The 26,472-nt window shown below is 73.0% G+C and carries 21 protein-coding genes; 9 read left to right on the top strand and 12 right to left on the bottom strand.

Features of this window, described 5'->3' with window-relative positions:
- Positions 1-98: 98 nt before the first annotated feature.
- The 3 genes from ABZX65_RS24745 to ABZX65_RS24735 all read right to left on the bottom strand — a co-directional run bounded on the left by ABZX65_RS24745 (position 99) and on the right by ABZX65_RS24735 (position 5,769).
- Positions 99-1,754, bottom strand: a complete 1,656-nt coding sequence (locus tag ABZX65_RS24745; RefSeq protein ID WP_355343925.1) for an MFS transporter — start codon at positions 1,752-1,754, stop codon at positions 99-101.
- A 343-nt stretch (positions 1,755-2,097) separates the two neighbouring features.
- On the bottom strand, positions 2,098-4,875 hold the full coding sequence (locus tag ABZX65_RS24740) for a BTAD domain-containing putative transcriptional regulator (RefSeq protein WP_355343922.1): 2,778 nt from the start codon (positions 4,873-4,875) through the stop codon (positions 2,098-2,100).
- A 384-nt stretch (positions 4,876-5,259) separates the two neighbouring features.
- On the bottom strand, positions 5,260-5,769 hold the full coding sequence (locus ABZX65_RS24735; RefSeq protein WP_355343919.1) for an NUDIX domain-containing protein: 510 nt from the start codon (positions 5,767-5,769) through the stop codon (positions 5,260-5,262).
- 188 nt (positions 5,770-5,957) lie between these two features.
- Between ABZX65_RS24735 and ABZX65_RS24730 the strand changes: the two genes are divergently transcribed.
- A complete protein-coding gene (locus ABZX65_RS24730) occupies positions 5,958-7,100 on the top strand; it encodes an O-antigen ligase family protein (protein ID WP_355343916.1) in 1,143 nt (380 codons plus the stop codon).
- A 76-nt stretch (positions 7,101-7,176) separates the two neighbouring features.
- On the opposite strand, the gene ABZX65_RS24725 is transcribed toward ABZX65_RS24730, so the two are convergent.
- Together ABZX65_RS24725 and ABZX65_RS24720 are read right to left on the bottom strand one after the other, a co-directional pair.
- On the bottom strand, positions 7,177-7,728 hold the full coding sequence (locus ABZX65_RS24725; protein ID WP_355343913.1) for a hypothetical protein: 552 nt from the start codon (positions 7,726-7,728) through the stop codon (positions 7,177-7,179).
- Positions 7,729-7,774: 46 nt separating this feature from the next.
- The gene (locus tag ABZX65_RS24720) at positions 7,775-8,536 is read right to left on the bottom strand and encodes an aspartate/glutamate racemase family protein (protein ID WP_355343910.1); all 762 of its coding nucleotides are present in this window, start codon (positions 8,534-8,536) and stop codon (positions 7,775-7,777) included.
- Between the two features lie 351 nt (positions 8,537-8,887).
- Between ABZX65_RS24720 and ABZX65_RS24715 the strand changes: the two genes are divergently transcribed.
- Entirely contained in the window at positions 8,888-10,045 is a 1,158-nt protein-coding gene (locus tag ABZX65_RS24715; protein WP_355344119.1) for a glycosyltransferase, read from the top strand.
- Between the two features lie 69 nt (positions 10,046-10,114).
- Here ABZX65_RS24715 and ABZX65_RS24710 read toward each other — a convergent pair whose 3' ends face one another.
- On the bottom strand, positions 10,115-11,443 hold the full coding sequence (locus tag ABZX65_RS24710) for a TerD family protein (RefSeq protein WP_355343907.1): 1,329 nt from the start codon (positions 11,441-11,443) through the stop codon (positions 10,115-10,117).
- A gap of 195 nt (positions 11,444-11,638) precedes the next feature.
- Between ABZX65_RS24710 and ABZX65_RS24705 the strand changes: the two genes are divergently transcribed.
- The 4 genes from ABZX65_RS24705 (at position 11,639) to ABZX65_RS24690 (ending at position 16,405) form a co-directional block, all read left to right on the top strand.
- On the top strand, positions 11,639-12,271 hold the full coding sequence (locus ABZX65_RS24705; protein ID WP_355343905.1) for a DUF6643 family protein: 633 nt from the start codon (positions 11,639-11,641) through the stop codon (positions 12,269-12,271).
- A gap of 53 nt (positions 12,272-12,324) precedes the next feature.
- Entirely contained in the window at positions 12,325-13,152 is an 828-nt protein-coding gene (locus tag ABZX65_RS24700) for an MOSC N-terminal beta barrel domain-containing protein (protein WP_355343902.1), read from the top strand.
- Positions 13,153-13,245: 93 nt separating this feature from the next.
- Positions 13,246-13,875 carry a hypothetical protein gene (locus tag ABZX65_RS24695; RefSeq protein WP_355343899.1) on the top strand — a complete coding sequence of 210 codons (630 nt, stop codon included), beginning with the start codon at positions 13,246-13,248 and terminating at the stop codon, positions 13,873-13,875.
- Between the two features lie 118 nt (positions 13,876-13,993).
- A complete protein-coding gene (locus tag ABZX65_RS24690) occupies positions 13,994-16,405 on the top strand; it encodes a right-handed parallel beta-helix repeat-containing protein (protein ID WP_355343896.1) in 2,412 nt (803 codons plus the stop codon).
- Here the strand turns inward: ABZX65_RS24690 and ABZX65_RS24685 are convergent.
- On the bottom strand, positions 16,375-18,792 hold the full coding sequence (locus ABZX65_RS24685) for a hypothetical protein (RefSeq protein WP_355344116.1): 2,418 nt from the start codon (positions 18,790-18,792) through the stop codon (positions 16,375-16,377). The two genes, ABZX65_RS24690 and ABZX65_RS24685, sit on opposite strands and share 31 nt — an antisense overlap.
- A 392-nt stretch (positions 18,793-19,184) precedes the next feature.
- Here ABZX65_RS24685 and ABZX65_RS24680 point away from each other — a divergent pair, with 392 nt between their 5' ends.
- Positions 19,185-20,030 (top strand): DeoR/GlpR family DNA-binding transcription regulator, encoded by an 846-nt coding sequence (locus ABZX65_RS24680; protein WP_188286022.1) that lies wholly within the window; start codon positions 19,185-19,187, stop codon positions 20,028-20,030.
- 114 nt (positions 20,031-20,144) lie between these two features.
- Here ABZX65_RS24680 and ABZX65_RS24675 read toward each other — a convergent pair whose 3' ends face one another.
- The 3 genes from ABZX65_RS24675 to ABZX65_RS24665 form a co-directional block, all read right to left on the bottom strand.
- Positions 20,145-21,548 (bottom strand): hypothetical protein, encoded by a 1,404-nt coding sequence (locus tag ABZX65_RS24675; protein WP_355343893.1) that lies wholly within the window; start codon positions 21,546-21,548, stop codon positions 20,145-20,147.
- 126 nt (positions 21,549-21,674) lie between these two features.
- The gene (locus ABZX65_RS24670) at positions 21,675-22,388 is read right to left on the bottom strand and encodes a cytochrome b/b6 domain-containing protein (RefSeq protein ID WP_355343891.1); all 714 of its coding nucleotides are present in this window, start codon (positions 22,386-22,388) and stop codon (positions 21,675-21,677) included.
- The gene (locus tag ABZX65_RS24665) at positions 22,372-23,037 is read right to left on the bottom strand and encodes a molybdopterin-dependent oxidoreductase (RefSeq protein ID WP_355344113.1); all 666 of its coding nucleotides are present in this window, start codon (positions 23,035-23,037) and stop codon (positions 22,372-22,374) included. Before ABZX65_RS24665 ends, ABZX65_RS24670 begins: the two co-directional genes overlap by 17 nt.
- A 373-nt stretch (positions 23,038-23,410) precedes the next feature.
- On the opposite strand from ABZX65_RS24665, the gene ABZX65_RS24660 reads away from it, so the two are divergent.
- Positions 23,411-23,818, top strand: a complete 408-nt coding sequence (locus tag ABZX65_RS24660; RefSeq protein ID WP_355343888.1) for a RidA family protein — start codon at positions 23,411-23,413, stop codon at positions 23,816-23,818.
- A gap of 52 nt (positions 23,819-23,870) precedes the next feature.
- Here ABZX65_RS24660 and ABZX65_RS24655 read toward each other — a convergent pair whose 3' ends face one another.
- Entirely contained in the window at positions 23,871-25,100 is a 1,230-nt protein-coding gene (locus ABZX65_RS24655; RefSeq protein ID WP_355343885.1) for a PLP-dependent cysteine synthase family protein, read from the bottom strand.
- A gap of 250 nt (positions 25,101-25,350) precedes the next feature.
- Here ABZX65_RS24655 and ABZX65_RS24650 point away from each other — a divergent pair, with 250 nt between their 5' ends.
- Positions 25,351-25,860 carry an ATP-binding protein gene (locus tag ABZX65_RS24650; RefSeq protein WP_355344110.1) on the top strand — a complete coding sequence of 170 codons (510 nt, stop codon included), beginning with the start codon at positions 25,351-25,353 and terminating at the stop codon, positions 25,858-25,860.
- Between the two features lie 273 nt (positions 25,861-26,133).
- Here the strand turns inward: ABZX65_RS24650 and ABZX65_RS24645 are convergent, their stop codons facing one another.
- On the bottom strand, positions 26,134-26,454 hold the full coding sequence (locus tag ABZX65_RS24645; RefSeq protein WP_355343882.1) for an SHOCT domain-containing protein: 321 nt from the start codon (positions 26,452-26,454) through the stop codon (positions 26,134-26,136).
- Between the last annotated feature and the right edge of the window lie 18 nt (positions 26,455-26,472).

The following is a 26,472-nucleotide window of genomic DNA, read 5'->3' as shown; positions in this document are numbered from 1 at the left end:
GCGCGGTGCGGGGCGGGGCGGCGCGGTGCGGGAAACGGGCCCCGCTCCCCCTCGAACCGGGGAACGGAGCCCGCGCACCGCTGTCGCCCTGTACCGGTTCAGCCCCTGGCGGGGGCCGGGTCGGCGGGCGAGGCGGCGGCCTCCGCGGCGGCGATCTCGTCCGCGCTGAGCGGCAGCCCGTGGGGGTTGGCCGAGGCGCCGTCGATCTTCTTGACGAGCAGGCAGGACAGCGCGCCCAGCGCCATCACCACGACGGACACCAGCAGTGTCGGGTGCATGGCGTCGATGAAGCCGTGCCCGAAGACCGCGGTGCCCGCGTCCTGGATGCGGTGCGCCGCGTCGGCGGGGACGTCCGAGGGGAGCTTCAACCCCGAGGTGTTGCCTGCCACTTCGAGGTGCTTGCCCGCGTTGTCGAAGCTCTTCACGAACCCCTCGCGGTAGTCCGCGGGTACGCTCCCGGCCCGCTGCGCCGCCTGGTCCTTGAGGGAGGAGGCGAGCTGCCCCTGGAGCACCGCGCCAACCACGGCGCCCGCGAGCACGGAACCGACCTGCCGCAGGGCGTTGTTGACGCCGGACGCGGCGCCGGTGAGCTTGGGCGGCACATTGCGCATGACCTCGGTGGCCATCGGGGTGAAGGTGCAGCCCGCGCCCATGCCCATGATGAACAGCGGTGCCACGATGCCGGTCCAGCTCTGGCCGACGTCGGCCACGGACATCACCCACAGCAGGCCGCCGCCGTACAGCACGAGGCCGGTCATCAGGATGTACTTGCCGCCCAGCTTCTCGGAGAGCACACCCGCGGGCCCGGCCATCACGAAGGTGCCGACGGACAGCGGCAGCAGCACGATGCCGGACTTCATGGCGCTGTAGCCGAGGATGGACTGGAGGTAGACGGTGATCGGGAGGAAGAGGCCCACGATGCCGAACGAGATCGCGATGCCGACGAAGTTCATGATCGTGAAGTTGCGGTCCTTGAACAGCGAGAACGGCACGAGGGGTTCGTTGTCCTGCTGGCCGCGCTGGTAGACCAGGAAGACCGCGAAGACCACGGCGGAGGCGGCGATCGACGTCCAGATCCAGCCGTTCCAGTTGTACTTCTGCCCCTCGATCAGCGCGAAGGAGAGCAGGAAGAGGGTCAGCGACAGCAGGACGACGCCTGGAACGTCGAAGCGGTGCTTGACCGTTCGTTCCGCGTTGGGGATGAACAGCAGGGCGCCGGCCACCGCCAGGACGCCGAGCGGGATGTTGACGAAGAAGATCCAGCGCCAGTCGATCTTGGTGACGAGCACACCGCCGACGGCCGGGCCCGCGGCGCCGGACACACCGGCCACGATGCCCCAGATGCCGAGCGCGACACCGCGCTTCTCGTGCGGGAAGACGTCGATGATCAGGGAGAGGGTCTGCGGCAGCAGCATCGCGGCGCCGATGCCCTGGATCGCGCGGAAGGTGATGAGCTGCGACGGGTTCTGCGACAGACCGCAGGCCAGGCTCGCCAGGGTGAACAGCGCGACGCCGTAGACGAAGAGGTTCTTCTTGCCGGTCAGATCGCCCATCCGGCCCGCGGTGATCAGGAGTACGGCGAGCGCCAGGGTGTACGCGTTGGTGATCCACAGGATCTGGTCGAGTGACGCGTTCAGGTGCTCCACCATGTCCGGAATGGCGATGTTGACGATCGTCAGGTCGAGCAGTGTCATGAAGAACCCGATGGACAGCACCGTCAGGATCGCCCACGGGTTGCCCCGCAACTTGTTCACAATTCCTCCTTGCCGTGGGCGTGGCAGGCGCTCACGGTCGCGTGTGTCGTTCGAGGCGGCGACGATCAGCTCTACGGCCCCAAGAGGAGCCCTCCGCGAGCGGATGTGACATCGCCGTCGGGCGGTGAGGCAGGGATCACAGGCGTGACACCGGCGCGGCCACCGGCGGGAATCGCCGAGGTGAACGCGCGGGTGCGGGGGTGTGCTCGCCCGGCGCCCGCGGCGCGGTCAGGGCGGCGAAAAGCCCCCGTGTGAAGGGGAGTTCCCCCACGGAGGCTGTTGTGGGGCAGGACAAGCCCCTGGGAAAACCGTGACAGACGCCTTCTGGTCCGTCAACCGGCGGCTACAGGTGGGTCACCTCGCGCAGCACGGCGACCTCGCGGGGTTCGAGCCCTTCGAGAATGGTCAGGGCGGTGCGGCGGACCTCGGCCGCGGCGGCCGTGTCACCGGCGGCGTGATGGGTGTCACCCAGATAACTGAGCGTCACGACCTCCTCGGCGAGGTCGCCCAACGCCCGGGTGATCTCCAGCGACCGTTCGAAGGCATCGACGGCCTCCGCGTACTGCCCGAGCCCGTGGTGGGCGTAGCCCAGATTGTCCCAGGCGACCGCCTGCATCGGCCGGTCGCCGAGCACGCTGTAGAGCGCCAGGCCCTGCTGACACTGCGTCAGGGAGGCGGCGAAGTCGCCGAGCCTGCCCAGCAGCCAGCCCGCCGCGTTACGGGCCCGCGCCTCGCCGTGCTGGTGCGCGACGACGTTGAACAACTCCGCGGCCTGCTGGGCGTATTCGAGCGCTTCCTGGTAGCGGCCCCGGTGTTCGAGCACCGAGCTGAGGCCGAAGTAGGTGTGCGCGAGACCGGTGCTGTCGTCGAGGTCGCGGTAGACCCCGGCGCAGTGTTCGAGGTGGGTGAGGGCGGCCGGGTAGGCGACCAGCCACGAGTAGCTGGTGCCGAGACCCCGGTGCACGCCGGAGCGCCGGGGGCCCCAGGGGTCGGGCGGCGACGCCGGGTTGGGGCCGCGCCGGTCGGAGACGCCCATCAGGATCCAGCCGAGCCGGTCGGAGTGCACGTCGAAGCCGTTGACATCGGCCTGCGTGACGGTGGCCATCAGGACCTGCTCCTCGGCCTCCATCCACTCCGCAGCCCGCCGCGCGTCGGCGAGCGTCTCGGGCACCGCGCCCGGCTCCGGGTCCCCCAGCGTCAGCGGGATCGGCACCGGGCTCAGCAGCCTGGCCGCCGCGTGGGCGGTGTGCAGGTAGTGGTCGAGCACCCGCAGCAGGACCGTACGGCGCTCCGCCTCGGTGTCGTGCGTGGCGGTCAGCTCACCGGCGTACGCGCGGAGCAGGTCGTGGAAGGTGAAGCGGCCCGGCACATGCTCCATCACCAGGTGGGCGCGGGTCAGGTCGTACAGCGCGCGGCGTGCCTCGGCGACGGTCACCCCGGTCAGGCTCGCCGCGGCCGGGACGGTGATGTCGGGTCCCGGGTGGACCGACAGCAGCCGGAACATCCGCCGGGCGGACTCCGACAGGTGCCCGTACGACCAGGAGAAGACCGCGCGCAGGTCGGTGGAGGCGTCGCCGATGTCGAGGGTGTCGAGCCGGTGCCGTACGTCGCGCAGCGCGGCGACCAGGTCGGCGAGCGACAGCCGGGGCGAGACGAGGGCGCGGGCGGCGGCGATGCTCAGGGCGAGCGGCAGCCGGGCGCACAGCTCGACCAGTTCGGCGGCTGCCTCGGGTTCCGCGGCGGTGCGCTCGGGGCCGAGGCGGCGGGCCAGCAGGTCCAGCGACTCCACCGCGCTGAGCAGGTCGAGAGTGACGGGGGTGGCGCCCTCGGCGGCGATCAGGCCGGTCAGTTGATTGCGGCTGGTGATCACCACGGCGCAGGAGGTGCTGCCGGGCAGCAGCGGCCGGACCTGGTCGGTGTCGCGCGCGTTGTCCAGAACGATCAAGACCCGGCGGCCCGCCAGCAGGGTGCGGTAGAGCGCGGCGCGGGCGTCCAGTTCCTCGGGAACGCTCTCGGCGGGCACCCCGAGCGCGTCGAGGAAGCCGCGGATCGCCTCGACCGGCGCCAACGGGCGGGAGCCGGGAGCGAATCCGCGCAGATTGACGTGGAGCTGGCCGTCGGGGAAGCGCTCGGCGTTGCGCTGCGCCCAGTGGATGGCCAGCGTCGTCTTGCCGATGCCCGCGGTGCCGTCGATGGCCGAGATGACGGCGGTGCCGCCGAACTGCACGGCGTGGTCGAGGAGTTCGTCGAGGAGCTTGAGCTGTCTGCGGCGGCCGGTGAAGTGCCGTGAAGCGGCGGGGAGTTGGCGGGGCACGCGGGCCGGGGCGGCGACCGGTCCGCCCTCCGTGGCGCGCGGCTTCTCGGGGGCGGCGACCGAGGGATCATTGGCGAGAATCCGCTGGTGCAGCAGGTCGAGCGCGGGCGGTACGTCCAGCCCCATCTCGTCGGCCAGGCGGGTGCGCAGCCCGTGGAAGGCGGCGAGCGCCTCGCTCTGTCTGCCACCGCGGTGCAGTGCGAGCATGAGCTGGCTGACCGGCTTCTCGCGCAGCGGGTACTCGGCGACGATCGCGGACAGCGAGGCGACCACTTCCGTATGCCGCCCGAGGGCCAACTGGTGGTCGGTACAGGTCTCCTGGACCGCGAGCCGCCGTTCGTTCCAGGCCGCCGCCCTGGCCTCGATCACCCGCCCCGAGAGGCCGGCGAGCGCGGGTCCGTGCCACAACTCCAGCGCCGCGCCCAGCAGTTCCACGCACTCGGCGAGGTCGCCCGCGACGCGCGCCGACTCCGCGGCGGCCACCTGACGGTCGAATTCGGCACTGTCCAGCGCGCCTTCGCTCACCGCCATCCGGTATCCCGCGTCTCCGACGGCCGTGATGTCCCCGGTCCCGCCGGGAGCGGCGACCAGCGCCGAGCGCAGTCGCGACACCGCGTTGCGGATCTGCTTTCCGGCCGTGGCGGGCGGAGTCTCGTCCCAGAGGGCGTCGACGAGGTGGCTGAGCGATACGGTCCTGTTGGCTTCGAGGAGCAGCAGCGCGAGGACTCGCTGTTCCCTGGGCCCGCCGAAGGGTATTCGGGTCCGACCGGACCAGGCCTCCAAGGCGCCGAGGACCCGAAACCTCACGCCGTCCCCCTTACCGGGCTCGCCCGGCGTTGTGATCGGAAACTGCATCATAGACCGCGGGCTCCAATGAGGACCAGTTGAGGACGAGTTGAGGCCGCCGTGCCCAATGCTTGAGCCAGGCCCTTCAGCTGAGTAGTCGATGTAGTCGATTGATTAGTCGATCAGTGCGGTGAAGGCAAACAAGCTTGGCGGTCTTCCGCCACCCAACGGGGGTGTGGCGTGAAGATCGGCTCGATGGCATACGCCTCGGGTCCCGGCGGCCGATGGCCGGGACACGCGCGGTGCCTCCCCTGGGCGAGGCCCGGGTTCGGAACCGGCACGGGGCGGCTCCGCACCTGGGCCTCGTTCGTACCCCCGCGCTGGCCGGTGTCCTCGGTGCGGCTGTTACGGGACCGGGTATCCGGGGTGCGCCGCTCCCGGAGCGGTGGCGGGCGCGAACCACGTGGGGTCGTCGCGCAGCGCCATGTCGATCCGGCCGCGGGCGATCGGGCCGAGCGGCGGCAGTTCGTCCAGCGCGAACCAGCGCACGTCGAGCGATTCGTCGTCGTTCACCCGCGCCTCGCCGCCGACGGCCCGACAGCGCAGCACGATGTCGATGTACTGGGCGCGGTCGCCGTTGTCGTACCTCACCGGCTCGTTGGTGAAGACGCTCAGCACCTTCTCGACGACGGCGTGCACCCCGGTCTCCTCCTCGATCTCCCGGACGGCCGCCTCGGCGGGCTGCTCGCCCGGATCGGGGATGCCACTGATGAGCGCCCATTTTCCGGTGTCCGTACGGCGGTTGAGCAGGATCCGGCCGCGGTCGTCGAAGACGACGGTCACCACACCCGGCAGGAGCAGCAGGGTGTCCCCCGCCTTCGCGCGGATGTCTCGGATGAATTCGGGAATCGCCATGCCCAGAGCGTACGAGAACGACGGTGAACGCCACACCAGCACCAGGTTTCCCACGTGGTGCCGGGTTCCCGTACGACGTATCCACAGGTCGGGGTGTCACCCGTTACGGTGGCGACAGACAGCGCCCACGCGGGGAACGCGGGTGTGACGGTACCCCGTCGCGCCCGGGTGGCAGGGGGTACCGGGGGATGGACACGACGGCCGGCGGGACGCCGGGCGCCACGCGTACGAAGGCGGCCGGAGCGCCGCGCCCGCCGCGGCGCGAACCGCGTCCGTACAGCGGCACCACCGACGCCGTCGGCATCGCCCTCCTCGTCTGCTGCGGCGTCTGGACGCTGATCGCCGCCGCGGGCCGCGCCGCCCGCCCCGAGGGCACCCTGCTCGCCATCCTCGCGGTCAGCGCCGGATACGCGGCCGGCCGCATCCTCGGCGCGCTGCTGCCGGTGCTCGCGCCCGCCGTCGCGGCCGTGGCCGTACTCGCCCTGGTCCTCGTCCCGCCGAGCCGGCTGTCCGCGCACCCCGACGCGCCGCCGCTCGGCTATCCGAACGCCGACGCCGCGCTGCTGGTCCTCGCGGTCGGCGCCGCCTGCTGCGCCGCGTGGTCGGTCCGGGGCAAGGGGTGGCGGCTCGGGCTGCGGCTCGTGGCGGCGGGCGCGGCCGTCACCGCGCTCGCGCTGGGCTCGGCGGCGGGCTTCGCGGCGGGGATCGCCGTCGTCCTGTACTCGCTGGCCGCCGCCCGGATGCGGCGGCGGCTGCTCGGCCTGTGCGGGCTGGCGCTGGCCGCCGCGCTCGCCGTCGGCGGCAGCTACGCCGTCGCGGTCGACGCCCTGCCGTCGGGTCTGTCCGAATCGCTGACCGGCCAGCTCACCCAGCCGCGGGTCGAGCTGTGGCACGAGGCGATCGACCTGGCCGAGCGGCACCCGCTGCGCGGGGTCGGGCCCGAGCGGTTCACCGAGGAGAACGCCGGTCCGCCCGCGGACGCCACCACCGCCGTCGCCGCCTCACCGCCGTCCGCGCCGCTTCAGCTCGCCGCCGAGCAGGGCATTCCGGGCGCGGCGCTGCTCGCCGTCGCCTTCGGCTGGCTGCTGTACGCCCTGTGGCGTTCGCCGCGCCCGACCCCCGTCGTCCTCACCGCGGGCGCCGCCCTCACCGGGCTCGCCCTGCTCGCCACCGTCGACCACGTGCTCAGCTACGCCGTGGTCACAGCGGGAGCCGGGTTCCTCGCGGGCATGGCCACGGCCCGCCCTCTGCCGGACGACGGCTGCCCGCCGGTGGCCGGGTCGGCGTCCGGCCTCTTGCTGCCGGACGACGGATTCGGTCCACTGCGCTGACCGGGTGGCGCGGCCTCGGGGCCCGCCCCGGATACGGGTGTGCGGGCCTGGGCGTCTCCGGCCCGCGGGACGCGGGTCAGGCGCCGGAGGTGTGGCGGGCGGTGCGCAGCGTCAGCAGGTCGCGGATGGTGTCCACGGCGCCCTGCGCGTCGTCGACGGTGACCGTGAAGCGGCGACCGCTGCCGAGGTCGATGACCAGGCCCTGGCCACGGCGGACGACGACCGCGGTGCCCTCCTCGGGGCGCCAGCGGTAACCCCAGCCGCCCCAGTTGCGCGGGCTGACCAGGGGCGCGAGCTGGGCGCCGCTGACCTGCTCCAGCGGGATACGGCGGCGCGGCACTCCGATGTGGCCGCAGCGCACGTCGACCGCGTCGTGGTCGACCCGGACCCTGACATGCGTGAAGGCGACCGTGCCGAACAGCACCAGCAGTCCGACGGCCACGCAGCCCACCACGGACATCACCAGCGGGGCCAGGCCCGAGGCGGCGTCGGGGCCTTCCACGGCCAGCTCGATGCCCAGCGCCATGCAGGCGGCGCCACAGGCGGCGAGCACCCATTGCATGCGGTTACGGGCCCGCCCCGTCCAGACCTGGGGCGCGCCGCTCTCCGGCCGAGGAGGGTGCGTCATGCTGTGAAGGGTACTGGGATACCCACCAGAAGGCAGCCCTATGCACTCAGGCGGTGGCGGGTGTCACCAATGAGGCGCCTTCGGCGTACGCCAGCGCCGCCGCGGGGAGGGGGGCCGACCGGCCGTTGAGGACGACCTCGATCCGGCCGCCGCCGGTCGCCCGGGCGGCGGACCCCGCACGGCGCAGCGCCTGCGCGGCGACGGCGTCCGCCGAGCCGTACAGCACGGCGCCCGGGACGGCCGCGGCGATCCGGTCGGCGACGAGTTCGTAGTGCGTGCAACCGAGCACGATGGCCCGCGCTCCGGCGGGGGTCAGCGCTGCGGCGGCGGCGACCGCGGCGGCCACGGCCGCGGTGTCGCCGTGCTGTACGGCGTCCGCGAGACCGGGGCAGGGCACCTCGGTGATGTGCGCGCCGTTGCCGAATTCCGCGATCAGTCCGCGCTGGTACGCGCTGCCCGTCGTCGCGGGCGTCGCCCAGATGGCGAGGGAGCCGCCGGCCGCCGCCGCGGGCTTGATCGCGGGCACGGTGCCGACGACCGGCACGGCCGGTTCGAAGGCGGCCCGCAGCGCGGGCAGCGCGTGCACGGTCGCGGTGTTGCAGGCGACGATCAGCGCGTCGGGCCGGCGCGCGACCGCGGCCCGCGCGCACTCCAGCGCCCGCCCGGTCACGTCGTCCGCGCCGCGCGGACCCCACGGCATTCCCTCGGGGTCGGACGACAGCACCAGATCCGCGTCCACCCGCAGCCGCCGTACGGCCGCCGCCGCCGCGAGCAGTCCGATCCCGGAGTCCACCAGTGCGATCTTCACCCCGCCACTCTAGCGACGCCCCCCGCCCCGCCGTCGCGTCACCACCCACGACCCGCCCACGCCCCGATGCCGATCCCCGCACCGCCGAAGCCGCCGCCGCGCGGCGGTCGGAGGTTCGGCCCGATCCGCGTCGAGGAGGGTGGGGGCGCCGGGTGGCAGGGGGCCGCGCCCGGGCGGATGAGGCCATGGCCGCGGCCCGGACCGAAGTCGTCGCCGCCGCAGGCGGTGGGTACCGCAGCCGTCGGGCGGCCTTGGGCGGGCAGGGAGGCGGTCCGATCGGGCTTCGGGGAGGGCGGGGCGCGGCGGGTGGTGGGGGGTGGGTGCGGCAGACTGCGGGGCGTGACGGTGTTGATGGTGATCGCAGGGGTGTCGTTGCTGGCCTGGGTGTGGCTGGTGGTCGGGCAGGGGGGTTTCTGGCGGACCGATGTGCGGCTGCCGCGGCGGGGCGCGCTGGACGAGTGGCCGTCGATCGCGATCGTCGTGCCCGCGCGGGACGAGGCCGAGGTGATCGGGGTGAGCCTGCCGTCGCTGCTGGCCCAGGAGTATCCGGGCCACGCCGAGGTCTTCCTGATCGACGACGGCAGCACCGACGGCACCGGGGACCTGGCCCGCGCGCTGCACGACCGGCACGGAGGTCTGCCGCTGACGGTCTCCTCGCCCGGCGAGCCGCCGCCCGGCTGGACGGGCAAGCTGTGGGCGGTACGGCACGGCATCACGCTGGCCGCCGAGCGCAGCGGCCCCGACTACCTGCTGCTGACGGACGCCGACATCGCCCACCGGCCGGACAGTCTGCGCGAGTTGACGGCCGCCGCGGTCTCCCGCGACCTCGACATGGTCTCGCTCATGGCACGCCTGCGCGTGGAGACGGGCTGGGAGAAGCTCATCGTCCCGGCCTTCGTGTACTTCTTCGCGCAGCTCTACCCCTTCCGCTGGATCAACAAGGCCCGCTCCCGTACGGCCGCCGCCGCGGGCGGCTGCGTGCTGATCCGCGCGTCGGCCGTGGCCGCCGCCCGCGTGCCCGACTCCATCCGGCAGTCGGTGATCGACGACGTGGCGCTCGCCCGCGCGGTGAAGCGTTCGGGCGGCAGGATCTGGCTCGGGCTCGCCGAACGCGTGGACAGCGTGCGGCCCTACCCGGACCTGGGCGAGCTGTGGCGGATGGTCTCGCGCAGCGCGTACGCGCAACTCCGGCACAATCCGGCGGTGTTGCTCGGCACGGTGCTCGGGCTCGCGCTGATCTATCTGGTGCCGCCGCTCGCGGCGGTCGGCGGCGCGATCGCCGGGGCCTGGCCGCTGTGCGCGCTGGGGCTCGCGGCGTGGGCGGCGATGGCGGCCAGTTACGTACCGATGCTGCGGTACTACGGTCAGCCGTGGTGGCTGGCGCCGACCCTGCCGTACACGGCGGCGCTGTATCTGCTGATGACCGTCGACTCCGCGGTCGAGCACTACCGCGGCCGGGGCGCGGCCTGGAAGGGCCGCACCTACGCGCGGCCCGACGCCTCCGTCTAGGGCGCGTCGGCACCCAGCCCGTCGGCACGGAGCCCGTCGAGGTCCGCACCAAGTCCCTTCAGCCACGCCTCACTTGCGGCCCGGCGTCCAGTTCAGGCCCCAGCCGTACGCGTAGTCCGTCGTGCGCTGCGGGCTCACGCCGCGCCTGGGCACCAGATAGCGCGCCTCGCGCCGTACGACGAGGTCGTCGCCCTCGCGGACCAGCAGCGCGAGGGCGCAGACGTTGGACTGCACGGTGCACTCGTCGAGGACGAAGTCGACCGGGGCGCCGTACTGCGGCTGGAGCGTGACGGTGGCGTGCAGTCCCGCGAAGCTGCGAGCGCCTTCGTAGATCGTGACGAAGACGAGGATCCGCCGGAAGTGGGCGGTGTGGTCGAGGTTGACGGTCAGATTCTCGCCGGACGCGCTGCCGCCGGTGCGGTCGTCGCCGTCGAGCAGGATGAACGGCGGCTGGTAGAGCGAGCCGAAGGCGTTGCCGAGGGCCTGCACCACACCCTTGCTGCCGTCGGAGAGTTCGAAGAGCGCGCACAGGTCGAGGTCGACGCCGCCGCCCTTGCGGAACCGCCCGCCGCCGCGGGCCGGGTCGACCCGCCAGCTCAGATTGACCCGCAACGCGCCCGTGGCGCCGCCCTGTTTGGTGAGCGAGACCGCCGGCGCGTCCTTGGTGAGCGTGACCTTGGACAGCCGTACGGGGGCGGGTGCCGAAGCCGGAACGGGCGGCGCCATCGGGGCGGGTGGTGCGACGGGTACGACCACGGTCGGCTCCGGAGCGACGGCACGTGTCGCCTCGGGCAGAGGGTCGGACATGGGCTCAGGTACGGGATCGGGTACCGGCTCTGGCACCACGTCCGGCAGCCGCTCCGGCAGTTGATCCGCCCGCAGCCCGTACGCGGCGCCCAGCCCCGCGAGCCCGGAGCCGTACCCCTGCCCGACCGTCCGGAATTTCCAGCCGCCGCCGCGCCGGTAACACTCGCCGAGGACGTACGCCGTCTCCGCCGTGGCCCCCTCGCAGTCGAAGCGCGCGACCTCCGCTCCCCCGTCGGTGACGCGCAGCCGCAGTCCGGGGATCCGGCCGAAGGTGCCGCCGTCGGAGCGGGCGACGATCAGCACGGAGGTGACGGCCGTTTCGACGGACGCGAGGTCAACCGAAAGAGTGTCAGTGACCGTGCCTGCGGCCGGGTCCGGATCCGGCGTTCCACCAGCCGCGTAGCGCACCGCGCCGGAGGGGTGCACGGGTGCGGCGGCGTGCACCAGATCGTCCGCATCGCGGGCCCCGGTGTCCGCCACGAGCAGCGCGCAGACGTCGGCGCGCGGGATGCCCGTACCCGCCCGCCTGGTGAACTCCACCTGGAGGACCGCCGTGGGCAGCGGCATGTTCTCGCCCTTGCGCAGCGTCATCGGATGCCCCCTCGCACGTGCGCCGAGACGCCCGGTAACACCAAGGACGCACGGCTTTTACCTGATCACATGATGAGACGCTGACCGTTTTCCCCGGATTCGCTCATATTGGGGACAGGACCGCGCAACACGCAGCGCAAACAACCCGCTAATCGGTCTCCCCAACGACCACATCGTGGGCTTAACTTATGGCTCATGAGCTCCCCCCGCGGTTCTTATGGTGGCGGCTACAGCGGCTACTACCCCTCGTCCTCGTCCTTCCCGGACACCCCGATCTACGACAGCCTCGTGGCCGAGCGAGGCACACCGCAGATCGCCCCCATCCGCGTGCCGTCCTACACCCCGTACGAGACAGGCACCGGATACAGCGGCTACCCCGGCAGCAACCTTCCCGCGCTGCCCGCGCTCCCGGCTCTGCCGTCGGGGCCGTCGGCCCCCTCGCCGCAGTACACCCAGCCGCAGCCCGCCGCGCAGAACGGCTACCCGACGCCCGCGTACCAGCCGCCGCCCGCGCCGTACATCCCGCAGCAGACCGCCGCCCCGCGCGGCGGCTTCAACGGGAACGCCTTCAACGGCGGCAACGGCGGCGCTTTCAACGGCGGCGGCTCCAACGGGACGGGCACCGGCAACGGTTACAGCAACGGCGGCGGGTACCCGGCGCAGCCGCCGCAGCCCTCCCCCTCCGGCTACGAGGCCGCGCGGCCGGTCCCGCCGCGTCCCGTACCGCCGCGGCAGGCGCCCGGCGGCCACCCGGAGGAGCAGTATCCGCGGCGCAATCTCGGCCAGGGTGTTCCCCCGGCCGCCGGAGGCGGTTACTACCAGGGCTGATCAGGTACCTCCCGGGCCGATCGGCCCGGCGCGCGTGCTGGCAGGATGGCGGTATGACCTCGACCGTCCTCAGCGCGCTGCACATCTACCCGGTCAAGTCGCTGCGTGGAATCAGCATGCGGACGGCGGTCGTGGAGCCGTGGGGGCTCACCGCTGACCGCCGTTGGATGCTGGTCGACCGCGAGCGGGGCAAGGCCGTGACACAGCGGGAACAGCCGCGTATGGCGCTGCTGGCCGCCGAACCCGTGGGGGGTGGCGGTCTGCGGCTGACCGGTCCCGGGCTGCCGCCGCTCGATGTCGCCGTGCCTGAGCCGGGTCCGCTGGAGACGGTGACGCTCTTCGCCCACAAGATCGAGGTCGTGCCCGCGGGGCAGGCGGCCGACGACTGGTTCAGCGGGTATCTCGGCCGCCCGGTGCGGCTGATGCACATGGACGACCCCGCGGTCCGGCGGCCGGTCGACCCCGATTTCTCCGCGCCGGGCGACATGGTCAGCCTCGCCGACGGCTTTCCGCTGCTGGTGACCACGACCGCCTCGCTCGCCGCCCTCAACTCGTTGATCGCGCAGGGCGAGCGGGCCGAGGAGGGCCCGCTGCCGATGAACCGCTTCAGGCCGAACGCGGTCGTGGACGGCACCGAGGCGTGGGCCGAGGACGACTGGCGGCGGGTACGGATCGGCGAGGTCACCTTCCGCGTCCCCAAACCCTGCGGGCGGTGCGTGATCACCACCACCGATCAGGGCAGCGCCGGGCGCGGCAAGGAGCCGCTGCACACCCTCGGCAAGTACCGCAGGATCGGTTCGAGTCTTGTTTTCGGCCAGAATCTGATCCCCGAGAACCCCGGAACCCTACGGGTCGGCGACCCGTTGACCATCGTGGAGTAACGCGTCGCCGCGGCGCTCCCGCGACCCCCGCGGATCCACACGCATGAGTCGCGCCGTTTGCGGTAGTTGAACGGGTGTGAAGGGGGTCCGTCCATGAATCGCCAGAGTCGGCAGCGTCACCGCACACGGCTCAGGAAGTTCGGCTGGCGGTGGCGGCGCAATCCGCTGCGGCGCCGTTCCGATCTCGTCGAGGCATGGCTCGGCGTGGCCACCGTGGTGCTGCTCTGCGCGACCCCCGCGCTCGGCTGGTGGGCGGGCAGTTCGGTGGACCGGGCCCTCCAGCGGGTGGTGCGCACCGAGAACGCGCAGCGGCGGCTGGTCCCCGCCACCGTGCTGGATCCGCCGGACACGACGACGCCCGTGGTCGCCGACAAGGTCGGCACCGCCGATCCGCGCCGCGGCGATCTGCTGCGCTGGAAGTCCCCGGACGGCGAATCCGTCTACAGCGCGACGGTGCCCGGCGACATCGAGGTCTGGCGCAAGGGCGGTATCTGGCTGTGGACGGACCGCTCGGGCGAACTGGTCGCGCCACCGCTGGACTCGGCCACCGCCGCCACGCACTCCGTGCTGGCGGGCACCGCGGCCGCGACGTCCGCCGCCGGATTCCTGATGATCGTACGGCAGTTGGTGATGTGGCGGCTGATGAGCCGCCGGCTGACGAGCTGGGAGCGGGACTGGGCCCGCGTCGGCCAGGACTGGGGCCGCGCGGGAGCGGGCGGCTGAGCGGCGCGACGACCGGGCGGGACCGCGGGCGGACCGGTGTTCGTCAACAGCCGCCTTCCGCGCACGCTACGGTGGGTCCCCGGTCAGCAGATGCAAGAGGTGGGGGCACAGCAGCCCGATGGCACATGGCGTGGTCCAGGTGACCAATCCGAACAGCTCGCGGTGGCGCCGCCGTACGGGCGAGTACGAGTCCCTGGCCGCCGCGGTCGAAGCGGCGGCGGACGGTGACATCCTCTCGGTGAGTTCAGGCACCTACCGGGAGAATCTGGTGCTGGACCGCGCGGTGACACTGCGCTGCGCCGACGGCGCCGGGACGGTACGGATCGCCCCGGCCTCGGGCGTGGCGCTGACCGTACGGGCCGCCGCGACCGTCCAGGACCTCGTGGTCGAGGGCCAGGACATCTCGGCCGCCGCGCTGCTCGTCGAGGCGTGCGCGCCCGAGCTGACGGGCCTGCGGATCAACACCCGTTCCGCCGTGGGCCTTGAGGTGCGCGACGGCGCCCGGCCCACGGTGCGGCAGTGCACGGTGGACAATCCGGGCGGCCTCGGGATCAGCGTGCTGGACGCCGCGGGCGGGCTGTTCGAGGAGTGCGAGGTGGTCGCCGCGGGCCAGAGCGGGATCGCCGTACGCGGCGGGGCCGCGCCGCGCCTCGAGCGCTGCCGGGTGCACAACACCTCGGGCTCCGGCCTGTCGGTGACCGGCGAGGGCAGCGCCCTGGAGGCGGTGGGCTGCGAGGTCTACGAGATCCGCGGCAGCGGTGTGCAGGTCTCCGCGCGCGCCTCCGCGCACTTCACCGACTGCCAGGTGCACCGCACGACCGGCGACGGCATCTCGCTGGACACCGACGGGGTGCTGGCGATGGCGGACTGCGACATCCACGACATCCCGGAGAACGCGGTCGACCTGCGGGCGCGTTCGGTGCTGACGCTGACCCGCTGCCAGGTCCGCCGCTTCGGCCGCAACGGCCTGTCGGTGTGGGACCCGGGCACCCGCGTGGACGCCAACCAGTGCGAGATCCACGACAGTACGGGCGACTACCCGGCGGTCTGGGTGAGCGACGGCGCCGTGGCCATACTGGATTCCTGCCGGGTCCACGACGTGCCGGACGCGCTCTTCGTCCTGGACCGGGGCTCGCGCGCCGATGTCGTGGACACCGACTTCTCGCAGATCCGCAACACCGCGGTGTCGGTGAGCGACGGCGCGAACGTCCAGCTCGACGACTGCCGGATCCGGGAGGCCGCCACCGGCGCCTGGTTCCGCGACCACGGCAGCGGCGGCACCCTCGCGCAGGTCACCATCGACGACACCGCGACCGGGGTGATCGTCACCAAGGGCGCCGACCCGGCGCTCGACCGCTGCACGGTCACCAACGCGGCCGAGTCCGGCATCTACGTCTCGGCCGAGGGCCGCGGCACCTTCACCGCCGTCCGGGTCACCGGCAGCCGCGGCTACGGCTTCCACATCATCGACGGCTGCCGGTCCACGCTGACCCGCTGCCGTACCGAGCGCTGCGCGCGCGGCGGTTACGAATTCGCCGAGCCGGGCCCGGTCACCGAGGACTGCACCAGCGACCGGGCGGCGACGGAGGCCGATCCGGTGCCGGTGCCCTCGGGCGCCGCGACCGTGCAGCAGGCCGCGGCGACACAGTCGTACGGGCTGCTCGGCGGTGTTCCGGAGCAGCGTCCGGTGGCCGAGACCGCGCCGCCCGAGCAGGTCGCGCGGGACAGCGACGACGTGCTCGGCGACCTGGACGCGCTGGTCGGCCTGGACAGCGTCAAGCGCGAGGTGCGCACGCTGATCGACCTGATCGCGGTCGGCCGCCGCCGCCAGGAGGCCGGTCTGAAGGCGCCCTCGCTCCGCCGCCACCTGGTCTTCACCGGCTCCCCCGGCACCGGCAAGACCACGGTGGCCCGGCTGTACGGGGAGATCCTGGCGTCGCTCGGTGTGCTCCAGCGCGGCCATCTCGTCGAGGTGGCGCGGGTGGACCTGGTGGGCGAGCACATCGGGTCGACGGCGATCCGTACCCAGGAGGCGTTCGAACGGGCCCGCGGCGGTGTGCTGTTCATCGACGAGGCGTACGCGCTGGCCCCCGAGGACTCCGGGCGGGACTTCGGACGCGAGGCGATCGACACGCTGGTGAAGCTGATGGAGGACCACCGGGACGCGGTGGTGGTGATCGTCGCCGGGTACACCGCGGAGATGGAGCGCTTCCTCGCCTCCAACCCCGGTGTGGCGTCGCGTTTCTCACGGACCATCACCTTCGGCGACTACACCGCGGAGGAGCTGCTGCGGATCGTGGAGTCGCAGGTCCTGGAGCAGGAGTACCAACTCGCGGACGACGCGGGCGAGGCGCTGCTCAAGTACTTCACCGCGATCCCGAAGGGTCCGGGGTTCGGCAACGGCCGCGCGGCCCGGCAGACGTTCGAGGCGATGGTCGAGCGGCACGCGGGACGGCTCGCGCAGGTCGAGGAACCCACGCACGAGGAACTCCAGTTGCTCTACCCGGAGGATCTGCCGGAGCTGCCCTGAGCGGGCAGCGCGGTCGGCGCCGGGGCGGACCGTACGGCCCGCTCCGGCCCTGACCGCGCCAACTCGGCGAGCAGCGCCGTGCGTTCCTCGGCGAAGGCCGGGTCGGCCTGGAAGTCCGAGTGCCCGAGCACCGGTTCCGGCAGCGGGTGGTACAGACTGCGGCCGTACGCGACGGGGTCGAGCAGCGGACCCCGGTCGACGTACGGCGCGGCCGAACTGCCGTGCTCCTCCGGTGCGTTGGAGCGGGCGCCGAGGTGGACGGGGCCGCCGATCGGGTCGGTGCGGCGCCACAGATTGCGCCAGGCGTGCATGTCGTCGTGCAGCGCGCGCAGCCGGTCGGGCCCGAAGTGGGCGGGGAACCAGCGGCCGTAGAGCCGGGCCAGCGGACAGCCGTAGGTGAGCAGGGCGACGCGGGCGCGCGTGGCCGGGTCGAGCTGCCAGACCGCGGCGGCGGCCAGGACGCTGCCCTGCGAGTGGCCGGACAGGATGATCCGGCCGCCGGTGCGCCGCGTCCAGGTCTGGATCCGCCAGCTCAGGTCGGGCACCGCGCGCTCGGCGTAGCAGGGCGGCGCGAAGGGGTGCGCGGCGCGCGGCCAGAAGGTGCCGACGTCCCACAGGATGCCGACCGTGCGGCGCGCGGAGGCGTCGCGGTACGCCCGCCGTCCCAGCGCGATCAGCGCCACCACTCCGGCGCCGACCATCCAGGAGCCGAGCGCCTGCGCGGTGCCGGCGACCGCGTCGAGGACGCCCGGCGCCCCGGCGGCGGTCTCCCCCGGTGTGCGGCCCGAGCGCAGGGCGCCCACGAGGGCCCCGGCGCCCAGGGCGAACGACGCCGCGCACACCACGGCGATCAGCGTCGGCGCGGTGTCGGTCAGCCCGGCGCGGGCTAGGGTCCCGGCGATCTGCCGGGTCCTGGTCCTGTGGTGCGGCTCGTCCGGGTACATCCGCTCGACCTCCGCGCGCAGCTCCCGCTCCCGGCGCCGCAGCCGCCACATCACCGCGGCGGCGCACAGCAGGAGCACCGCGAGGACGGCGGGGATCACGGACGCCTCCCAGGTCAGCACGGCGGGCGGCCCGGCCAGCGAGCTGCCCTTCTCGCCGGGCGTCGGACCCCGGTCCAGCCAGTCCGCGCACCGCTGCGCCACCCCGCCGGTCAGCACTCCGCCCATCGCGCAGGCCAGCAGCGCGACGGCGGGCCCGGCGAGCCCGCGCAGCGCGACCCCGCGGTCGGCGGGCAGGTCGTCGGGGGCGTCGTCAGGTGAATCGTCGGGCGCGTCGTCAGGCACGTCGTCAGGTGAATCGTCGCGCGCGTCGTCGGACCCGCGAGGGGTCGCGGACGTCGGCGCGTACTCCGGCGGAGGCGAGCGGTGCAGGAGCAGCGCCGTCACCGCGAGCGCGGCGATCAGCGCGCCCTGGAGCACGGTGAGCACGGTGAACGTCTGGGCGGCGGGCAGTCGTCCGGCGGAGGTCCAGCCGGGCCGGTGCCAGGCGCCGTAGACGACGGCCGCGGTCAGTGCCGCCGCCGTGCCGTTGAGCAGGACCCGCGTGGTGAGCCGGTCGGTGGTGTCGTCCACGTCGTTCTCGGTACGGCGGGCCCGGCACGCGGCGACGACGGCCGCCGTGCCGAGGACAGCGAGCAGCCCGGCGAGCGTCCAGCCGACCGCCGGGAGCGCCCGCCCGCCGTGCCCGTGGTCGTAGCGCAGGGCCGGGACGCACAGGGCGGCGGCGACGGTGAGCAGGCCGGCGGCGGTGTGGGCGGTGCGCAGCCGGGCGACGGACCGGCGGCCGTACCAGAATCCGGGCAGCGCGAGGGCGGGGGTGCCGGAGCCGGGCGGCGGGGCCTGCCGGTCGTTCGGGCGCTGCGACTCGTACGCGTACCAGGTGCGGTGGGACAGCCACCACAGCAGGCAGGTCAGGGCGAGCGGTGCGGTGGCGGCCAGGGCGAGGCGGCGGCCGGGCTCGCTCCACCAGCCTCCGCGCTCGACGGCCGCGAAGCCGAGCCACGCCTTGTCGCGGGCGCAGGCGGCCCGGCCCGCGCACTGCCACGCGACGATGTCGAGGGCGACTTCGCAGGCGGCGGCGACCAGCAGCACGGTGAGGGTCAGCGCGATCAGCCGGACGAGGACGTCGTAGCCGCGGCGCAGCCGGTGCCGGGTGGACGGCGGGCGCATCCAGTGCGCCAGGTTGGCGATCATGAACGGCAGGAGCAGCAGCCACAGCGCGCGGCTGCCGTTGCCCGAGGTGAGGTTGGACCAGCAGTACGCCTCGGCCACCGGGCCGTCGCGGTGTTCCTCGGGGTGCGCCTCGGCGTCGGCGTCGCGGACGCGGCGGTGTATCCCGGCGATGTCGTCGCCCGCGACGCAGACGATGCGGGAGTCGTCGAGCATGAGGGCGGGGGTGGTGCCGCCGACTCCGTGGACGAGGAGTTCCAGCGCGAGCGTCTCGCACGTACCGGCTTCGAGTCCGGTGTTCGCCTCGGGTTCCGCTTCGGCTCTCGCCTCCGCTTCCGCCGCCCGCGCGTCCGTTCCGCCTTCCGCTCCCGCTCCCGCTCGTGGTGACACCGCGTCCCCCGTCCCTCGCTGTTCCCTCCGGTGGTGCCCGCCCGGCCCGTGGGCAGCCGTCAGCCCGGCAGCCGTGCCGTAATCGTGATGTCGATGGTCGGAAGTCGTACCGGTCCGGTCACCTGACGTACACGCGATGTCGCCGCTCATGGAAAGATGACCGCAGCACGTCGGTGGACGGCATCGCGGACAACGAGACGGACGGGACGGGGTCACGGGTGAGCGACAACCAGAACCTGCTCGCGGAGCAGCGGCGGGCCCTGATCCTCGACGAGGTGCGGCGGCGCGGCGGTGTCCGGGTCAACGAGCTGACGCGGCGGCTGAACGTCTCCGACATGACGGTGCGGCGCGATCTCGACGCGCTGGCCCGGCAGGGTGTCGTGGAGAAGGTGCACGGCGGCGCGGTGCCGGTCGTCGAGGCCAGCAGCCACGAGCCGGGCTTCGAGGCGAAGTCGGCGCTTGAGCTGGGCGCGAAGGAGGCCATCGCGCGGGCGGCGGCGACCCTGGTCACGCCGGGCAGCGCCATCGCGCTGGCGGGCGGCACGACCACCTTCGCGCTGGCCCACCATCTGCTGGACGTGCCGGATCTGACCGTGGTCACCAACTCGGTGCGGGTCGCGGACGTCTTCCAGTCGGGGCAGCGGCGGACCGGCGCCCACAGCGGCGAGGCGAGCGCGACCGTGGTCATCACCGGTGGTGTGCGCACCCCGTCGGAGACGCTGGTCGGCCCTGTCGCGGACCGGGCGATCCAGTCCCTCCACTTCGACCTGCTCTTCCTCGGCGTGCACGGCATCTCCGTGGAGGCGGGCCTGTCGACGCCGAACCTCGCGGAGGCCGAGACCAACCGGCAGTTCGTGCGGTCCGCCCGCCGCGTCGTGGTGATCGCCGACCACACCAAGTGGGGCACGGTGGGCCTGAGTTCCTTCGCCTCGCTGGAGGACGTGGACACTCTCGTGACGGACGCGGGCATTCCCGAGGTGCTGCGCGCGGAGATCGCCGAGCACCTGTCGGAGCTGATGGTCGCCGAGGAGCCGGAGGGCTCGACGGGCGCGGCCGACAACTGACCGCCCGGCTAAGGGTGTTCAGGACCTCGGCTCAGTTCGTATAGGGCTTCGGCCCAGGCCGTCCAGGGACTCGGCTCCGGTCGGTCAGGGACTCGACCCAGCCCGTCCAGCGGCTCAGCGGTATTCGGCGAAGCGTGCGCGCACGGCGAGGAGCACCAGCACACCGGCCGCGCCGAGCGCGCCCGCCGGGATCTGGGGCCAGCCCGCCAGGTCGTCGTGGGCGGCTTTCGCGTGCGTGTCGAAGTCGTCGAGCTGACGGCCCGCGAGGACGTCCAGGGTGGTGGCGAAGTCCCAGAAGTCGAAGGCCACGTCACCGCGTCCGACATTGGTCAGGACAACCGCGGCCTCGTCCGTCCTGCCCCGCGACTTCAGTGACCGCAGCCGCTTGTCGTCGGCGAGGAAGTGGCCGTAGCGGGTGAGAACGTCCTCGTACGCGGCGCGTTCGGCCGCGGTGGCGTATCCGTCGGGGCTGAGCAGTGCGTCGAGTCGCTTGACCAGACCGTCGAACTGCCGCTGGTCGGCGACCCCGTAGGCGGCGTCGTGGACGAACCAGCGGCTCTCGCTGGCGGCGGCCTGCGCGGCGGTGGCGCGGGCCTCGGCCAGCCGGGACCAGGGGCGCAGCCCTTCGCGGCCGGCCGCGGTCACGGCGTCGGCGGACGAGGTGAGGGCGAGAGTGCCCACGAGGGTGACGAGCAGCGCGGCGACGGTGGCCGCGACCAGCGCCGGGTTGAACAACCGCCGGTAGTCGGTGGCCAGTTCCCACTGCCACCACAGGAGGAAGCCGAGCGTCAGCAGGCCGACAACACCGATGACGAGGGCCCAGCGCAGCGCGGCCGAGCGGGCCGCGGACTCCAACTGCGCCGCCCTCGCCTCGTACCCGGCGGACAGCTCCGTGGCCTCGGGCAGGAGCTGGTCGTGCATGATCTGCCCGGCCTGGACGTTCATCGCCACGGCGCGCGGCGGCGGGTGGCCCGCGGTGCGGTCGGGCTGCTGCTCGTCCACGTAGGCGGCCCGGCCGCTGAGGTCGTCGTAACGGCCGAGCCCGTCGAGCAGGTCCCGCACCCGGACGCTCTGCGAGCGGTCGGCGGCGAGCTGCCGCAGCAGGTCGCTGATCTCGGCGCGCCGCTGCTGCGCGGTGATCAGCGCGATGAGCTGGTTGCCGACCTCGACCTGTGCGTCGGTGGCGGATCTGCCCGGTGCGAGGGTGTCGGCCCGCTGGGCGTCCAGGTCGGCCAGGGCGAAGCGCAACTGACCCGCCACGGCGGCCCGTTGGGTCACCGCGTCCCGCAGGCCCGCGGTGTCGGACCGTACGCCGATCGCCCCGGCGACCGCGACGGCGCACAGCGCGGCCAGCAGCGCCAGCGCCGTCAGGGCCCTGGTACCGAGCCGCCGCGGCCCGGCCTTCCCCCGTCGAAGGCCGCGCCGCGGCGCGCGTATCGTCTCCGGTTGCCTGACCGTTACGGCCACCACCGCCGGCGGGTCGCCCGCCGGGGGCCGCGTCACCTGAGACGTCGTCATGCGGCGACGCTAGGCGCGTCCCGCGAAACCCCGGTGGCCCCGGAGCGACCGCCCGGTGTCCGGCCCGTAACAGAACTGCCGCGAAAGGTACGTGCGACCGCGAACCGGCCGCGGGCGCACCGGAGTTCAGCGCGGCCCGCGCGCCGTGGTCTTCCCCGACTTCCCCGTCCTCCCCGGAGCACGGCCGCCGCCGCTCCCCTCCCCGTCACCCTCGGTCGGGGATTCCGGCTGCCACAGCGGGTGTTCCTCCTTGATCCACCAGCGCGGTACGTAGCCGGTGCGCAGGCCGCGCCGCGCCTCGGGGTCCTTGCTGGCGAACCAGACGTGTCCGGTGATCCCGGCGGCCAGCAGGAGCGCCAGCCAGTCGTGCACGAAGGTGGCGCCGGTGCGGTAGAGCAGCGGGGACATCCGGGGGAACCACATGATCAGCCCGCTGCCGATCATCACCAGCACCGCGCCGACGCTGAAGGCGGCGAAGAGCTTCTGGCCCGCGTTGAACTTGCCCGCCAGGCTCGGCTCGCGCCTGCGGGTGCGCAGCGCGGCGCGCAGCCAGCGCCAGTCGTGCGGGAAGAACCGGCCGAGCCCGCTCGCGTCCCGGCGGAAGGCACGCGAGGCCAGTCCCAGGATCACCGGTACCGGGAGCAGGATGCCGGACCACTCGTGGACGGTGACGACCAGCCGTCTGCGGCCGACGATCTCCGACAGCGGCGGGAAGTACAGACAGGCGGCGGTGAACACGCACACGCCCATCAGCCAGGCCAGTGAGCGGTGCACCCAGGTCTCGGCGCGGGTGAAGCGGCGCAGCCCGGTGACGGCCCGTGCCTCACGTAGTCGGGTCATCATGGCGGCCGTTCGACGTGCCGACCCATCCGTCCACGTCATAGCCGTAGTGCTCCCAGTAGCCGGGTTCGACGTCCTTGGTGACCGTGATTCCGGACAGCCACTTGGCGGACTTGTAGAAGTACATGGGCGCGGCGTAGAGCCGTACGGGTCCGCCGTGCGCGTCGGTGACGGGCTTGTCGTTCATGGTGAGCGCCACCAGCATGTCGGGCCGCCTGGCCTGCTCCATGGTGAGGCTCTCGGTGTAGACGCCGTCGAAGCAGTTGAAGCGGATCGCCCCGCCCTTGGCCTGGACGCCCGCCGCGTCGAGCAGGGTGGACAGCCGCACCCCGGAGAACGCGGTGCTCGGCACCCGCCAGCCGGTGACGCACTGCACGTCGTGCACCATCCGCACCTGCGGCAGCGCCCGCAGATCGGCGAGGCGGTACGAGGCGGGCTTGTCGACGAGGCCGCCGACGGTCAGCCGGTAGTCGTTCTCGCCCCGGTGCGGGATGGAGTTGGACACCGAGTAGAAGCGGAAACCGCCGCCGCCGGGCAGCAGTCCGGTCACCCCGGTGGGGTCCTTGGCGCTGACCGACGCCAGGATCGTGTCGAGCTTGCCCTGGACGGCGCTGCCCACGCCGACGCCGACGGCGCCGAGTCCCAGCATGCCGAGGATGACTCGGCGACCCACGGGGGTGCCGCGCCCTTCCGATTCCGCGCCTTCCGGGGAGTCCTGAGCGTCCTGCGAGTCCGGGGTGTCCCGCGGTTGGGGGGTGTCCGGCGTTCTGGGGGTGTCCGGCGATTTCGGGGTGTGCGGGACTGCCGACGGCGGAAGCGGTTCCGGTGACCTCACCGGGTGGGACGTGCTGTCTTCCATTCCTCGATTCGAGCACGCCGGAGGCCCGCTGGCCAGGGTCGGCGGCACTCCGTCAGAGTTTCGTCACATCCGGGTCCGTTTATCCGCGTCCGCTGTGCGTTCCGCGAGGTCGCGGCGGGTGCGGGTGCGGGGACCGGCACACGGCTGTGCCACCATGCCCGTCATGGGTGACAAGGATCAGTCGGACATCGCGCACTACGAGCGGCCGGAAGGGCTGCCGCCGGTCAACGGGTACAGCCACGCGGTGGCGTTCACCGGACGCATGGTCGCGGTGTCGGGTCAGGTGCCGCTCGACGCGGACGGCACGCTGGTCGGCGGGGACGACGCCGAGGCCCAGATCCGGCAGGTATTCGTCAATCTCGTGGCGGCGCTGGCCGCCGCGGGCGCGACGCCGGACCGGATCGTGAAGCTCACCGTCTTCCTCACCGATCTCGCCGACCTCGCCGCCTTCCGGCGGGTGCGGGACGAATTCCTGGTCCCGCAGAGGCTCCCCGCGTGTTCCCTGGTACGGGTCGCCGGGCTGGTCAACCCCGCGTTCCGGGTGGAGATCGACGCGCTGGCGGCGATCTGATCAGGCACTGGGTCCGGCGCCGGACCGCGCCGACCTCGTATCTGACGTGGCGTCAATTCGGCCAACTGCCGTGCGCCAGAAAGGCGTCGATCGCCGCCGCGTACGGCGCGATGTCCAGGCCCTGCGCCGCGAGCCAGGCGTCGGAGTAGTACTTGTCGAGGTAGCGGTCGCCCGGATCGCAGATCAGGGTGACGACGCTGCCGGTGCGCCCCTCCGCGACCATCTCGGCGATGATCTTGAAGGCGCTCCACAGCCCGGTGCCGGTGGAACCGCCCGCCTTGCGGCCGATGGCCGTGTCGAGGGCGCGTACGGCCGCGACCGAGGCGGCGTCCGGGACCTTCATCATGCGGTCGATCGCGCCGGGCACGAAGCTCGGCTCCATGCGCGGCCGCCCGATCCCCTCGATCCGTGAACCCCGGTCGCAGGAAACGGACTTGTCACCGGTCAGCCAGCCGTCGAAGAAGCAGGAGTTCTCCGGGTCGGCGACGCAGATCCGCGTGTCGTGCTGCATGTAGTGCACATAGCGGGCGATGGTCGCCGAGGTGCCGCCGGTCCCCGCGGTGGCGACGATCCAGGCCGGGTCCGGGTACCGCTCACGGCGGAGCTGCTGGAACATCGACTCGGCGATGTTGTTGTTGCCGCGCCAGTCGGTGGCGCGCTCGGCGTACGTGAACTGGTCCATGTAGTGCCCGCCGGTCTCGGCCGCGAGCCGCGCGGAGACCTCGTAGACCGTGCGCGGGTCGTCCACGAGATGACACCGGCCGCCGTGGAATTCGATCAGCCGCTGCTTCTCGTGCGCGGTGGTGCGCGGGAGGACCGCGACGAAGGGCACGCCGATGAGACCCGCGAAATAGGCCTCGGACACGGCGGTTGAGCCGCTGGACGCCTCGATGACCGGCTTGCCGGGGCGGATCCAGCCGTTGCACAGCCCGTAGAGGAAGAGCGAGCGGGCGAGGCGGTGCTTGAGCGAGCCGGTCGGGTGGGTGGACTCGTCCTTGAGGTAGAGGTCGATGCCCCACGACTCGGGCAGCGGGAAGCGCAGCAGGTGGGTGTCGGCGGACCGGTTGGCGTCGGCCTGGACCTTGCGGACGGCTTCCTTCAGCCAGGCGCGGTAGCCGGTGTCGGTGCGGTCGACGTCCACCGTGCCCGTACGGCCGCCCGCCCGGTCACCCGCCCCGGCCGCTCCGGTCGCCCCCGCCGCTCCGGCCCCCTCGGCGGTTCTTCCCGCGCCGCTCGCCCCGTCCGATCGCTCGCCGGTCTCGTCCGAATCGTTCGCGTCCATGCCGTGGATCATAAGCGTCTAAACCACCGGAAAGCGGTCCAGCACTGGCCCGTCGGCCTTTGCGCAGGCGGGCGACGGTCCCGGAAGTTGCGGATTCGGCCACCTGGGGAGACTCTGAAATCGCATCACGGAGTGCTGTAGCAGTCACTCTACGCATTTTCGCTCAGGTGTTCCCATCGGAGCGGCGTACGTCCCGGACCCGCCCCGCGGTGTTCCGGCCCCCGCCGCGGAGGGAGTCGCAGCCGTGATCATGCAAGCCGACCAAACCGACAGAGAGTGTGCGCTCGAACTCGACGCGCATCCGTACCGGATCCAGCAGATCCGGCGCATCGTGTCCGCCCAGCTTCGCTACTGGCGACTCGACCCGCTGATCGACGCGGCGTCGCTCGGCATCAGCGAACTGCTCGCGAACGTCCACCGCCACGCCAAGCCCGACAAGCACTGCTCGGTGCGTCTGTCGCACGCGTCCGACCGCCTCACGGTGGCCGTCACCGACAACGACCCGAGGCTGCCGAAGCTGGCACCGGCCGCCGCGGAGCCGCTGGCGACCGCCGGTCGCGGGCTGGCCATGGTGGAGGCGGTGAGCGACAGCTGGGGCACCGATCTGCTGCCCGAGGACGGCGGCAAGGTCGTGTGGTTCGTGCTCCGCACACCGATGCCGCGGCCGTCGCTGGTCCCGCTGCGTGCCGCTGTGGCCTTCGAGCCCCCGCGTGAGCGCATCGCCGCCGTCGCCGCCAGTATCGCCATACCGGTCGCCTGACCGACCCGGTGCGCAGGCCGCCCGTCACGGCGATCCCGTACGGTGCCTGCGCGGCGATCCGCGAGGCCACGGAACCGGCCGTCGTATCCCCCCGTGCGGATACGACGGCCGGTCCGTCTGTGCGCGCGCTCCTCCGCTGTGCCCCGCTGTCGTGTCTCGCTGTCGTGTCCCGCTGTCGTGCCGGGCCGCCGTGCCCCGCTGGCTCACTCGGTGGTGACGGCCCGCAGGACGTCCAGCTGGGCCGCCCGTCGCGCGGGCCGCTGGGCAGCGCGCTCACGCCGTACCGCCCTTGCCCTCGCGCAGGTCACGGCCGAAGCGCTCGTCCAGGACCGACAGTCGGCGCCAGTACTCGTCCTCGTCGATCTCGCCCGCGGCGAAGCGGCGGCCGAGCAGGGTGACCGGCGAGTTCTCCGCGGCCTCGGCGGCCGCCTCCGACCGCCAGGGCGCGGCCCGCCAGGGGGCGCCGCGCCCGCGTCCGCGCCAGACGGTGCGGCGCAGCACGGTGATCACGGTGACGACCGCGGCCGCCCAGATCAGGGGCAGGAACAGAATCCACGGGCCGGGCCCGCCGTCATGCCAAGCCAGGGTGTTCATCGCTCGTCAACTCCTCGG

Origin of the sequence: Streptomyces sp. NPDC003300 (assembly GCF_040610915.1) — a bacterium.
Taxonomy (GTDB): domain Bacteria; phylum Actinomycetota; class Actinomycetes; order Streptomycetales; family Streptomycetaceae; genus Actinacidiphila.
This window is presented reverse-complemented; position numbering and strand designations above follow the sequence as displayed.